Source organism: uncultured Roseovarius sp. (assembly GCF_963972555.1).
GTDB classification, from domain to species: Bacteria; Pseudomonadota; Alphaproteobacteria; order Rhodobacterales; family Rhodobacteraceae; genus Roseovarius; species Roseovarius mucosus.
On the sequence record NZ_CAXAUM010000015.1, the window covers coordinates 1 to 12,891 of the forward strand.

At 63.6% G+C, this 12,891-nt stretch carries 7 protein-coding genes; 3 read left to right on the forward strand and 4 right to left on the reverse strand.

Going from position 1 to position 12,891, the window contains the following annotated elements; all coding sequences use genetic code 11:
• Positions 1–917 (reverse strand): M1 family aminopeptidase (locus AACZ65_RS13735; RefSeq protein WP_339671756.1); only part of this gene is annotated, 917 nt, incomplete at its 3' end.
• Here AACZ65_RS13735 and AACZ65_RS13740 point away from each other — a divergent pair.
• The 3 genes from AACZ65_RS13740 to AACZ65_RS13750 all read left to right on the forward strand — a co-directional run bounded on the left by AACZ65_RS13740 (position 916) and on the right by AACZ65_RS13750 (position 3,654).
• Positions 916–2,502, forward strand: coding sequence for an FAD-binding domain-containing protein (locus tag AACZ65_RS13740; protein ID WP_339671758.1), 1,587 nt, complete (start codon positions 916–918; stop codon positions 2,500–2,502). The two genes, AACZ65_RS13735 and AACZ65_RS13740, sit on opposite strands and share 2 nt — an antisense overlap.
• Position 2,503: 1 nt before the next feature.
• Positions 2,504–2,698, forward strand: coding sequence for a DUF2256 domain-containing protein (locus tag AACZ65_RS13745; protein ID WP_339671760.1), 195 nt, complete (start codon positions 2,504–2,506; stop codon positions 2,696–2,698).
• A 179-nt stretch (positions 2,699–2,877) separates the two neighbouring features.
• Positions 2,878–3,654, forward strand: a complete 777-nt coding sequence (locus AACZ65_RS13750) for a gamma-glutamyl-gamma-aminobutyrate hydrolase family protein (protein WP_339671762.1) — start codon at positions 2,878–2,880, stop codon at positions 3,652–3,654.
• A 6-nt stretch (positions 3,655–3,660) separates the two neighbouring features.
• Here AACZ65_RS13750 and AACZ65_RS13755 read toward each other — a convergent pair whose 3' ends face one another.
• The 3 genes from AACZ65_RS13755 to AACZ65_RS13765 form a co-directional block, all read right to left on the reverse strand.
• On the reverse strand, positions 3,661–9,315 hold the full coding sequence (locus AACZ65_RS13755; RefSeq protein ID WP_339671764.1) for a Hint domain-containing protein: 5,655 nt from the start codon (positions 9,313–9,315) through the stop codon (positions 3,661–3,663).
• A 332-nt stretch (positions 9,316–9,647) separates the two neighbouring features.
• Positions 9,648–11,894 carry a Hint domain-containing protein gene (locus AACZ65_RS13760; RefSeq protein WP_339671766.1) on the reverse strand — a complete coding sequence of 749 codons (2,247 nt, stop codon included), beginning with the start codon at positions 11,892–11,894 and terminating at the stop codon, positions 9,648–9,650.
• A 192-nt stretch (positions 11,895–12,086) separates the two neighbouring features.
• A complete protein-coding gene (locus AACZ65_RS13765) occupies positions 12,087–12,839 on the reverse strand; it encodes an SDR family oxidoreductase (protein ID WP_339671768.1) in 753 nt (250 codons plus the stop codon).
• Positions 12,840–12,891: the final 52 nt, after the last annotated feature.

The window sequence follows — 12,891 nt, forward strand, 5'->3', positions numbered from 1 at the left end:
CAGTCGCGGCAGGTGATGCGGTTGCCGGTCCAGTTGTGGAAATACTCATGCGCGACAATCGCCTCGATACGTTCGAAATTGGCATCTGTTGCGGTCTCTGCTGTGGATAAGACGCAAGAGGAGTTGAAAATGTTCAAGCCCTTGTTCTCCATCGCGCCCATGTTGAAATCGTCCACGGCGACGATATTGAAGAGATCGAGGTCATATTCGCGCCCGTAGACCTCTTCGTCCCAAGCCATGGATTTCTTGAGCGCCTCCATGCCAAAGGCGCATTTGTCCTCATCCCCCGGCCGCACCCAGATGTTGAGCGCGACCTTGCGGCCAGAGCGGGTGGTGAACGTGTCGGTATGCGCCACCAGATCGCCCGCGACGAGGGCAAAGAGATAGGCGGGTTTCGGCCAGGGATCGTGCCATTCGGCCCAGCCCGCGCCAGAGCCGGTCGGGTTGCCGTTGGAGAGCAGGACCGGCATGTCGCCCTCGATGCGCACGGTGAAGGTGGCCATCACATCGGGGCGGTCGGGGTAATAGGTGATCTTGCGAAAGCCTTCGGCCTCGCATTGGGTGCAATACATGCCGTTCGACATATAGAGCCCTTCGAGGGCGGTATTGCCTTCGGGATCAATCTCGACCTCGGCCTCGAAAGTGAAGGGCGCGTCGGGGACCTCGGCCCGGAGGCCCTGCGGCGTCACCTCGGGTGTGATGTCGGCCCCGTCGATACGGGCCGAGACGAGCGTAAGCGCCTCGCCATGCAGGAAAAAATCGCGCGATGCGGCCTCGGGGTTGGGGCGGAATGCGATGCGACTGAGAACGCGCGTGGATTTGGGCGCAAGCCGAAAGGTCAGATGCACCGCGTCCACGAGAAAGGCGGGGGGCGTGTAATCTGCGAGATAAACGGGCTGCGGGGCTGCATCTTTCATGGCGCTCTCCTTTGACTTTGGCGCGAAGGTAGGCGTTGGGGAAGGGGGCTGCAATGGGCTTTCCTTTGGGGCGCGCGCCTCTATTTCCGGGGTTATGGAACGCCCGGTCATTCTCTGGTTCAAGCGCGATCTGCGGGTGCAGGATCACCCGGCGCTGCACCATGCCGCGCGGTTGGGGCCGATCATCCCGCTCTATATCGTGGAGCCGGATCTATGGGCCGAGCCGGATGCCTCGGGGCGGCAGTATGCATTTGTCCGCGACTGTCTGGAGAGCCTGCGGGAGGACCTGGCGGGGCTGGGTCTGGGACTTGTGCTGCGCGTCGGGGATGCGGTGGCGGTTCTGGAGGCGCTGCGCGCCCGTCACAAGGTGGCGCATCTGGTGAGCCATGAGGAAACCGGCAATCTCTGGAGTTATGCGCGCGACCGGCGGGTTGCCGCGTGGACACGCGGGCAGGGGGTGCGGTGGCACGAGAGGCCGCAATCGGGCGTGGTGCGGCGGCTGGGCAATCGCGACGTCTGGCAGGGCGCGCGCGACGGGTTCATGCGCACGCCGGTTCTGGGGCCGCCCGAGGGCGCACGGGGGCTGGTGCTGGCGAGTGATGACCTGCCAAGCGCCGAGAGTTTGGGGCTGAGCGATTTTTGCCCGTTGCGGCAAAGGGGCGGGCGTGGCGCGGCGGTGCGCGCGCTCGAGTCGTTCCTGACGACTCGCGGCGAGAGCTATCAGCGGGCGATGTCCTCGCCCCTTGACGGCGCGCGGGCCTGTTCGCGGATCAGCCCGCATCTGGCCTTTGGCACGCTGTCGCTGCGCGAGGCGGTGCAGGCGGGGGCGGCGGCCCCCACCGGGCGCGGGCCGGATTGGGCGCGGTCAATGCGGTCGTTTCAGGCGCGTTTGGCCTGGCGCGATCATTTCATGCAGAAGCTGGAGGATGAGCCGGAGATCGAGCGGCGCTGCCTGCATCCCGCCTATGAGGGGCTGCGCCGGCGCGCGCCAGATGAGGCACGGCTGGCGGCGTGGTCGCGGGGCGAAACGGGGTTGCCTTTTGTCGATGCCTGCATGCGGTCGCTCTTGGCGACGGGATGGCTCAATTTCCGCATGCGCTCGATGCTGATGGCGGTGGCGTCCTATCACCTCTGGCTTGATTGGCGCAGCACCGGGCCGGTGCTGGCGCGGGCCTTTACCGATTACGAGCCGGGGATTCACTGGCCGCAGGTGCAGATGCAATCGGGCACCACGGGGATGAACACCATCCGGATCTATAACCCGGTGAAACAGGGGTTGGATCAGGATCCTACGGGGGCATTCACGCGGCGTTGGTTGCCGGAATTGGCCGAGGTGCCGGATGCCTGTTTGCAACGCCCTTGGGAGTGGCCGGAGGCGGCGGCGCTCTTGGGGCGCGCCTATCCGGCGCCGATTGTCGATCCGGTCGCGGCGGCGCGGGCCGCGCGCGAGGCGGTCTGGGCCTGTCGGCGCACGCATCGCGGGGATGAAAAGACGGCGCAGATCGTGCGCCGCCATGCCAGCCGCAAACGCCCAAGGGGGGCCAAGCCCAAGGCGGTCTCGGCGCAATTGAGTCTGGACCTCTGATATGCCGCGCGCGCCCCGCAAATCCGATCTGCCAGTCAAGATCTGCGCCACCTGTGGGCGGCCGATGGTATGGCGGCGCAAATGGGCGCGCGTCTGGGACGAGGTGCGCCATTGCAGCGAGCGGTGCCGGCGCAGTCGCAAGATCGCTGGTGTGGACGAGAACGGCCCGGCTGGTCGGGATGCGTTTGACCGGTGACGAAGCAGCCCCGCCCACGGCGTCAGGGTGGCGCCAAAAAGTGAAGAACCTCGCAAGAAATTCGGGCAATTTCGCATCATCGCACGAAAACATGTGCGCGAATTGATGTTTTGTTATTTCATTCTGCGTTATATTTAAGACAAATATGTAAACGTCAGGCGCAGCCCGGAAAGACAAAAATGAAACGTCCGGTTGTTGGTGTGATTGCCAACCAGTACCAGATCGAAAACCGCTATCCGACCCACGCGGGGGGCACCATCAATTCTTCGGCGGTGGCCGATGTCGCGGGCTGTATGCCGCTGATCATTCCCGCCGATCCGCGCTATGTTTCGGTGGCGGAATTGCTGGACACCTGCGATGGTTTTATGCTGACCGGCGGACGGCCTAATGTGCACCCCGAGGAATATGGCGAGGCCGCGACCGAGGCGCATGGCGCATTTGACCGTGCGCGCGATGCGATCACCCTGCCGCTGGCGCGCGCCTGTATCGAGCGTGGGCAGCCGATTTTGGGCATTTGCCGGGGCTTTCAGGAGATGAACGTTGCCATGGGCGGCACGCTTCACCCCGAAATCCGCGATCTGCCGGGGCGCGACAATCACCGCATGCCCCCCGAGGGCACGATGGAAGAACAGTTCGCCCTGCGCCACAAGGTTCGCTTTACGGCAGGTGGCGTGTTTCACCGGCTGATGGGGGCGGAAGAGGTGATGACCAACACGCTGCACGGGCAGGGGATTCTGCGTGAGGGGCGCAGCGTGGTGATCGATGGATGGGCCACGGATGGCACGCCTGAGGCGCTTTATATCGAGGGCGCGCCGGGGTTCACGCTCTCGGTGCAGTGGCACCCGGAATACAATGCCGCGCATGATCCGGTCAGCCGCCCGCTCTTTGCCGCCTTTGGCGATGCGGTGCGGGCCTGGGCCGCGGGGCGCGCGGCCCCGCTGCTTCGCTCGGCCTGAGCGCGGTCAGGCCGCGTCTTTCTCTCCCAGAGCAGTCAGGAGTTGCGCCTCGTGGCGGCGCAGGCAACTGCGCACGGTGTCGCGGTGGTGGCCGGGAGCAGTGCGCAGTTCCGGGAAGATCGCGAAAAGCTCTTCGCGCGCTGCCGCGTCGATCGCTCCAAGCGCCATGTCGCCGGCATAGAAGCTCTCGGTGCCGATTCCGTCGGCATAGATGATCTCGTGCCGGTCGAACATGATGTGGATGTAGGTCACGGCGTCGCGCGGGCTGATGGTCACGTCGCGGCCGTTGACCATATGCTTGGAGGCAATCAACACCTCACTCTCGCCAAAGAGCAACTCGGCCTGATAGCCGGTAAAGAGCAGACGGTGTTGCGGCGACACGAGAAGCGGCGCTTGTCCGCCCATCACGCTTGAGGCGATGGAAACGGGGGCGAAATCGCCCAGACCCGGCACGCTGCGTTTGCCGATCCAGCGGATCGGCTGCAACCCGTGATCGCGCGTCACCACCATGTCGCCCAAGCGCAGGCTCTCGACCGGGCGTTCGCCCCATTGGGTGAGAATGCGCGCACCGGGGGTGAAACAGATGATGTTCTCGATTTCCGAGAAGGTGACGATGGTGCCGTCGGTCATGGTGAACGTGCCCGCAAGCCCGCCCGCCGCATCGTCGGTATTGGTAAAGTTGATGTCGGCCTTCTTGGCGAACTCGCCCAGCCAGAGGGTGTCACCGGCGGTTTCCGCGCCCTCGCCACCGAGGATGGTGATGGTATTGGTTGCGGCCTCGCCCAGATCGGTCAGTCGGAAGAAATCATCGCCTTCCTCGCCTGCCACGCTGTCGCCCTGGCTGACATTGATCGTGTCATCGCCGGTGCCGCCAAAGAGCGTATCGGCGTCGATGCCGCCATCGAGGCTGTCATTGCCCGCATCGCCATAGAGAACGTCGGCGCCGTCGAGGCCGAAGAGTGTGTCATTGCCGTCGCCGCCCATGACCGTATCAGCGCCAAGCCCTGCGGAGACAAGGTCATTGCCTGCACCGGCGTCGATGACATCATCGTTACCATTGGTGCGGCTGTCGGCATTGTCCACCCGGTCGCCTTCGGGGTCGCCGGTATAGGCGCTGTCGATGGAGTCATCGCCCGCCGTGCCCTCGACCACGTAATCGGGCTGGAAGATGCCCATGGCCGCGAGCGCGTCGTGAGAGGAAATCGAGGCTGGATCGACCCCCACAAGCGTGACGCTCTCGCCATTCGGGAAGCTGAGAACGGCGTTGCCGTCGAGATCGCCGCTGACGGTCACATCGGTTACGTTGACCGGATCGCCATTGGCATCGGTCAGACCCGAGAGGTCAAGCTGATCCTGTCCGGTAAAGGTGCCGTCGCCATTGTCGATGGGACCGGCAAAGCCGGTGATGGTATCTGCCCCGTCGCCATCGGCAAAGACGACGGTATCGACCGCGCCATCGCCAACGCCAATGTCGAAGCTGTCATCGCCCGCGCCGCCGTCGACGGTATCGGCGCCCGCGCCGGTGCTGACGCTGTCGTTGCCGCTGGAGCCGAGCACAAGGTCGTCGCCAGAACCGAGGATGATATTCTCGATCTCGACGAATTGCGCTGTCTGGGTGCCGTTCGAGAGCGTGCCCTGTTCGGGGTTGCCGGGATCGCCCACCGTCAGGTCAAGCACGGTGTTCTGCGTGACCGCGCTGGCATCCAGCGTGTCGCCGCCTGCGCCATTCGACCAGCCGTCGATCGTGTCATTGCCGAAATCATCGGCCATGACGATAAGGTCATCGCCTTCGGCGGCGAAGATCACATCGTCGCCGGTGCCGCCCAGAAGCGTGTCATTGCCTCCGCCCGCGCTGAGGCTGTCATTGCCCGCGCCGCCATCGAGATAGTCATCGGCCACGTCGCTGCCCGCGAGCAGCGTGTCATTGCCATCGCCGCCGATCAGCGTGTCGGCCTCTGTTCCACCGTCGAGATAGTCGTCGCCCACGCCGCCCGACAGGCTGTCGGAGCCGGTGAAGCCCTCCATGCTGTCATTGCCGTCGCCACCGTCGAGCGTATCATTGCCCGCCGCGCCGTAGAGCGTGTCATCGCCCGCGCCGCCGTCGACGCTGTCATTGCCATCTTCGCCGTGAATTTCGTCATTTCCGGCGCCGCCCAACACGGTATCGTCGCCCAGCCCGGCAAAGACGAGGTCATCGTTGCCACCATCTGCGGCATCGTTGTTGTCGATGCGGTCTCCCTCCGGGTCGCCGGTATAGCTGGCGTCGATGAGGTCTGCGCTGCTGGTGCCTTCAACGATGAAATCGCCCTTGAAGCTGGGGATTCCCATGGCAACCAGCTGATCCACGCTCTGGACGGCCGTGATCGGCACGCCGACGAGTGTCACGCTCTCGCCGCCGGGGAAGGTGAGGACGGCGTTGCCGACCCCGTCCTGTGACACAACGACATCCTCGGTCGTGACCGGGTTGCCGCTGGCGTCGGTGAGGCCGGTCACATCGAATTGGTCGCGCCCGGTAAAGGTGCCGTCGCCATTGTCGGTTGGGGTCTCGAAGCTGGAGACCACATCATTGCCGGACCCGTCCGCGAGGATCAGAAGATCGGTTTCGCCGTCGCTTGGGCCAAGGTCGATCTGGTCGTCGCCCGCGCCGCCCGCGACCGTATCGGACCCCGAGGAGGAGAGGATCGAATCGTTGCCGTCCCCGCCATCGACATAGTCGCTGTCAAAGCCGGAAAAGATCGTATCGTCACCGCCGCCCGCAAAGATGACGTCATTGCCGTAATTGCCGATGATTTCCTCGACCCCGTCCGAGCCGATGACGGTATCGGCCCCGGTGCCCATCTGAAATCGTTCGATTTCCGAGAATTCGGTGGTGGCGGTGCCATCGGTGATCGTGCCGGTGCCCTCGGCAGTGAAATTGATCAGCAGCCCGTCGGAAATGGCGGAAAAGTTGATGCGGTCGCCTTCGCTGGCTGTCTCTTCGGTCTCGCCGCCGATGATCGTGTCGTTTTGCAGGCTGCCGTCGAGGAAAATCTCGTCATCGCCTGCGCCTGCGAGGATGAGGTCATTCCCGAGACCCGAGTCGATGCTGTCATTGCCCGCGCCCGCGTCGATCACATCGTCATTCGAGCCGTTGGCGGCATCGTTTGCGTCTACCAGGTCGCCGTCGGGGTCGCCGGTGTAATCGACGTTGATGAGATCGGCCCCTGCCGTGCCCTCGACCACGAAGTCGCGCCCGTCGGGGATGCCCATTGCCACGAGGGCGGGGACGCTGTTGACATCGCTCATCGGCACGCCGACGAGCGTCAGGCTCTCGCCGCCGGGGAAGGTGAGGATCGCATCGCCCGTGCCGTCGCCATTGGTGTCGGTGACGGTGACATCGGCGGTGGTGACAGGGGTCGTGCCATCCGAGGTGAGGCCGGTCACATCCAGCAGATCGCCACTGGCATAGGTGCCATCGCCATTGTCGGTGGGGGCGGCAAAGCCGCTGACCGTATCGCGGCCAGAGCCATCGGCAAGGACCAGCGTGTCGGTGCCCGCGCCGAGGATGATAGTCTCGATCTCGGAGAAGGTGGCGGTGGATGTGCCATCGCTGACGGTGCCGGTTTCGGCATCGGCGGCGGTCAGGTCGAGGGTGATCGGGCCGGTTGTCGCGGACAGATCGAGCGTGTCGCCCAGGGTTTCGCCGGTTTCGCCGCCGGTGATCGTGTCCGCGCCGAAGCCGTCCGTCAGCACAAAGGTATCGTCGCCGCCTTCGCCGAACATCTGGTCGGCCCCTGTGCCGCCTGCGATCAGGTCATCATCTGTCCCGCCAAAGATGGTGTCGTTGCCGGCTCCGCTGAGGATCGTATCGTCGCCAGCCCCGGCCAGCACCGAATCCGCATTGCTGCCGTCCGAATGGTCAAGCGCGTCGATCCTGTCGCCATCGGGATCGCCGGTATAGTTAACGTCGATCAGATCGGCGCTGGCGGTGCCTTCGACGATGAAATCGGGGATGATGAAGCGTTCGATGTCGACGTAGTTGATATTGAACGATTCAAATCCGCGGCTGAGAGAAATCTGACCGCTGAACCCCGGATTGCCGTTCGCCTCGGGGTTTTGCGTCATGCTGGTGACGGTCCAGCCGTCCGCGATCAGCCCCGAGAGGTCGAGCGTGTCGTTGTCGGTGCCGCCAGAGCCGCCATCGGCGTAGAAACTGTAGACACCGGAAGGATCATTCGCCGTTGCAACGATCAGGTCAGCATCATCGCCGCCGAAAATACTGTCATTGCCACCTGAACTGATGATCGTGTCATTGCCCGCTTCGCCAAAGACGGTGTCGGTCCCTGCGCCCCCGTCGATCAGGTCATTGCCGCTCTCGCCGCCGATGGAATCGTTGCCCGCATCGCCGCTGAGGATGTCTCCTGCCGAGGAGCCAAAGATCGTGTCATTGCCGTCGCCGCCCGAAACGGTGCTGGCATCGGCGGTCGCATCAAAGCCGCCGGCATCGTCGATGTAGTCGTTGCCCGCGCCCCCTTCGACCGAGTCGTTGCCGGTGCCGTAGTAGATCGTGTCGTCGCCGCCGCCGCCAAGGATCGTGTCATTGCCGCTGCCGCCGATCAGCGTGTCGGCCCCGTCGCGCCCGTCGATGGAGTCGTTGCCCGCGCCGCCGTCGATATAGTTGGTGGTGGTGCCGCCGTCGAAGATGCCGTCGTAGCCGACCAGAGTGTCGTTGAAAGCTGTCCCGATAAAGCCGTCGATGCCATCGTTGATCACATCCCCGGTGGCATCGCCACCAGAGGTGGCCCCGGTCGAGAGATTGACATTTACCGCCTCGGAAGAGCCCGAGTAGTCGACGATGTCGAGTCCCGATCCACCGATCATCGTATCGGCCCCGGCACCGCCGATCAGCGTATCGTTACCGTCTCCGCCCAGAAGCGAGTCATTGCCGGCGCCGCCATCGAGAAGATCGTTGCCGCCTTCACCATAGACGGTATCGTTGCCGGTGCCTGCGCGCACGGTGTCGTTGCCAAGACCGGCCGTGACCAGATCATCGTTGGTCCCGGCGAGATTGTCCGTGTCGTCGATCCGGTCGCCCTCGGGGTCGCCGGTGTAATTGGTGTCGATAAGGTCGTTGCCGGTCGTGCCCTCGACCACGTAATCCGAGAACGTGAGGTCGTAGCGGTCTGCCGTCATGGCATAGACGTCGGTGCCGTTGGCCGGCGTGGCGGTGCCCAATGTGACCGAGAGGATCGGTTTGGCCTCGAGCGCGTCTGAATAGGCGGTGGGACCGGAGGGCGGCGGTAGAAGATAGAGATTGCCGGCGGTGTCCTGCATGACCATGGCGGTGACAGTTGCCGTCGTGCCATCGGTGTAGGTAATCACCGTGTTGCTGTAGAGCATCGTGGCGTCATGCGTGTAGCGCACGCCGCCGATGACGAATTGTTCGTTGCTCAGGAAGTTGTTGGAATCGTAGGCGTTGGATGTAGCCCCGCCGGCGTAATCGGGAAACAGCAGCAGGTCGATGTCGGGGGAGAGCGACGCAACATTGCTCGCCAGCGGATTGGCGGTGCTGCCGAAGACGAGTCCCTCAAGGGCCTGATGATTCTCGGAGGTGAGATTGCCTTCGATCGTGTCGATTTGCGGGGCGGTCCCAAGGCGGAAGAGATCAAAGGTCGTGGCCATATTCGGTTACTCGTCAGATTTCTGGTCGTGGGTGTGGCCGTGACGGGCCAGGCGGCGGAGGATCGTCCGATCAGAGGGGCAGACAGTCCAAGGAGCGCGCAGACACACCGTGCCGCCCCCAGCGCTCACGCGCGCGGGGGAAAGATGTGCGTGTCTTAAATATTTGTTTTTCAAACATAAAACCTGCTTTCCACGTAAGATAACACTCGGGCAAGGTCAGTCTTGACGATCATAAGACGTACCCTTTGGAATAGTGTTAAAGTCCCAGCGCGCTGTTACTTTGGCTGGATTCAGGCATTTTAACGGCCCGTGCGCGTCATAATTTAGGGGCGTTATCCGCAGGGTTGTAAAAGTTTGGCCTCGTGGCGCTTGAGGCAGGGGCGCGCGGTGGCACCGTAAGCATTGGGATTGCTGCGCAGTTCCGGGAAGATGCTGAACATCTCTTCGCGCGCCTGATCCGAAATGGCCGATATGCCGATGTCGCCTGCGTGAAAGCTCTCGGTCGCCGCGCCTTCGGCGTAGATCACCTCGTGCTGATCGAACATGACGTGGATATAGGTCACGGCGGCCTGTTCCTCTTGGGTGACGGCCAGGCTGTCGACCAGATGCCGTGCGGCGACCAGCACTTCGTCGCAGCCAAAGAGCAGCTCTGCCTTGTAGCCGGTGAAGAGAAAGCGGTGCTGTGGCGAGACCAGAAGCGGCGCGCGCGCCCCGTCGAGCACATGGGCGGCCACGCGCACCGGGGCGAAGCGGTCAATGCCCGGCACGGTGCGCCGCCCGATCCAGCGGATCGGTTGCGGGCCATGATCGCGGGTGATCACCAGATCGCCCGCGCGCAAGGACTCAACCGGACGCTCGCCGCGCGGGGTCAGGATGCCGATGCCGGGCGTGAAACAGATGATGTTCTCGATTTCCGAGAAGTTGACGAGGGTGCCGTCGCTGAGCGTGAAGCTGCCCGAGAGGCCGCCCGCCGCGTCATCGGTGTTGGTAAAGGTGATGTCGGCCTTGCGCGCCTCGGGTGACAGGAAGAGCGTATCGCCGTTGGTTTCGCCCCCTTCGCCGCCGACGATGGTGATCGTGCCGGTGCCGGTCTCGGCGGGCGGTTCGATGACAAAGAGATCGTCGCCATCGCCGCCAAAAAGCGTGTCATTCTCGCCCACGATCAGCGTGTCATCGCCGCCTTCGCCAAAGAGCAGGTCGGCACCAGCCCCCCCGTCAAGGAAATCATTGCCCACAATCGCGTCGCTGCCCACGATGAGCGGGCTGCTGGCCAGATCCTGCACCGCGCCGCCGGGCAGGGTGACGGTGCCCGAGAGCACGTTGCCGCCAAGGTTTTCCCAATAGCGCACTTCGATGGTGTAACTTTGGCCCGCCTCGAGCGTGACATCGCCAAAGCGGGTCGTCGCGGCCTGGTGAAAATCGTTGTCGAGAAACGATCCGGTGGTGCCGATCTGGTTGGTAAAGGTCAGCGGGTTGCCGTTGCTGTCGAGGATGCGGATGGTCGAGCCATCGTCCGAGGTGGTGGTAAAGCGATAGACCCCATCCTCGGAGGCGATGAGGTTGGAGGTATAGATAATGCCGTAGTCATTGGGATCGAACTGACCTGTCGCCTGCTGGCCATGACCCGTGACGTCAAAGCCCGCAGAGGTGCCGGACCCCGCCAAGGTGCCGCTCTCGATGGTGAACGCCTGACCATTGGCCGAGGTGAAATCGCGGGTATAGACATCATAGCTCCAGCGTGCGGCGGTGCCGCCATCGCCGTAGAGCACGTCATTGCCAGCCCCGCCCTCAAGGCTGTCATCTCCGGCGCCGCCGATCAGCGTGTCGGTGCCGCCCTGGCCCAGCAGCGTGTCATTGCCGCTCTCGCCGCTCAGGCTGTCGGCGCCGGTGCCACCCTGCACGGAATCGTTGCCAAGGCCAGCGAGCACGGTGTCATTGCCTGCGCCCGCATTGATGACGTCGTCGTTGAAGCCCGGACCGCTGAGCCCGTCGCCATTGTCCACCCGGTCAGAGCCATTGGCGACAGGTTCGATATAGCTGCCATTGATCAGATCGGCACCGCCGGTGCCTTCGACAATCCCGTTATCCCAGGCCTGCGCCACGCGGTCCGCGCCGAGGTTGGTATTGGTGCTGGCATTGACGCTGTCGAGGGTGATGGAAACAATCGGTCCGGCCTCGAAGGCGGTGACATCGGCGTTGAAGCCGATTTCGGGCGCCAGAAACAATTCGCCGGTGGTCGATTGCGCCAGAACCGCCGTGACAAGCGCGGTGGTGCCATTGGCATAGGTGATGGTGGCGTTGAAAACGCTGAGCCCGTCAAAGATAAACGTCTGCGTGCCCGCGCCTATGTCGGTGGTAAAGGCGTCATTGGCCGCGGTGTTGTTCATGTCGAGCGCACCGGCTGCGCCACCGTTGTTGATGGTCGTGGTGCTGGTGATGCGCTGGTAAAGCGGGTCTACTGCGCTGCCGTAGGTGCGGTTTTCGAAGAGGGCGGCGTTTTCGGCATTGCTGTTGCCTTCGGTCGGATCAAGAAAATCCGTCTCGGTCCCTAAAAAGATCCAGTTGAACGTCGTTGGCATAGTTACGGCACCCTGTTGTTTCCAAACTGGATACACAGAGTGTGCGGCGGCAATGGGCGCGCATTCGGGAGAATTTTAGACGATTGTGTCTAAAAGCGGGTCAATCATGTCCGGCGTAAGGCGGGGGCGCTGCCCCCGGACCCCCGGAGTATTTTCGCCATAAAGAAACCATGCAGGCCGCGAAGCCTTGGATCAGACCTGACCGCCTGCGATCTCGATGGTCTGGCCATTGAGGCTGTTCGATCCCGGACCGCAGAGCCAGAGTACGGCTTGGGCCACTTCCTCGGGGGCGATCAGGCGTTTGTGGCGGTTGGCCTCGATCATCATGGCGCGCGCGGCCTCTTCTGACACGCCCGCGCGCTGCGAAATGGCGGTGGCATTGCGGCTGACGATGTCAGTGTCCACATATCCGGGACAAATCGCGTTGAAGGTCAGGCCGGTGCCAAGATAATCCTCGCTCAGCGCGCGGATGAGGCCGATCATCCCGTGTTTAGAGGCCGTATAGGCGGCCGCGCCCTTGAGCCCCTTGATCCCGGCAATCGAGGAAATGGCGATGACCCGACCCCAGTCGGTCTGGCGCATGCCGCCCAGACATTCGCGCAAGGTGTAGAATGCGCCGTCGAGATTGGTGGCCATGATCTGACGCCAGAACTCGGCGTCGGTCTTGTGCAGGGCGCGCCCCTCGGCGATGCCGGCATTGGCGATGCAGATCTGGATCGGGCCGCGCGCAGCGACCGCCTCGGCCACGCCGGCGACGACATGGGCCTCTTGGGAGACGTCCATAACGACGGGATGCAGGCCTGCGCCGCTGACTGCCTCCAGCACCGCGGCGCGGCGTCCGGTGATTGTCACCTCTGCGCCCGCCTCGGCCAGCGCGCGGGCGATAGCAAGGCCAATGCCGCTGCCGCCGCCCGTCACCAATGCGTGTTTGCCCGCGATTGTCATCTTGCCTCCACCTTGACTCGCGCTACTGTAGCCGCTCTTGACCAAGTGACAA

Bases quoted from the DNA above. Each gene is read 5' to 3' on its own strand.
- AACZ65_RS13740 (WP_339671758.1), top strand. From the start codon at position 916: ATGGCGCTCTCCTTTGACTTTGGCGCGAAGGTAGGCGTTGGGGAAGGG.
- AACZ65_RS13745 (WP_339671760.1), top strand. From the start codon at position 2,504: ATGCCGCGCGCGCCCCGCAAATCCGATCTGCCAGTCAAGATCTGCGCC.
- AACZ65_RS13750 (WP_339671762.1), top strand. From the start codon at position 2,878: ATGAAACGTCCGGTTGTTGGTGTGATTGCCAACCAGTACCAGATCGAA.
- AACZ65_RS13755 (WP_339671764.1), bottom strand. From the start codon at position 9,315: ATGGCCACGACCTTTGATCTCTTCCGCCTTGGGACCGCCCCGCAAATC.
- AACZ65_RS13760 (WP_339671766.1), bottom strand. From the start codon at position 11,894: ATGCCAACGACGTTCAACTGGATCTTTTTAGGGACCGAGACGGATTTT.
- AACZ65_RS13765 (WP_339671768.1), bottom strand. From the start codon at position 12,839: ATGACAATCGCGGGCAAACACGCATTGGTGACGGGCGGCGGCAGCGGC.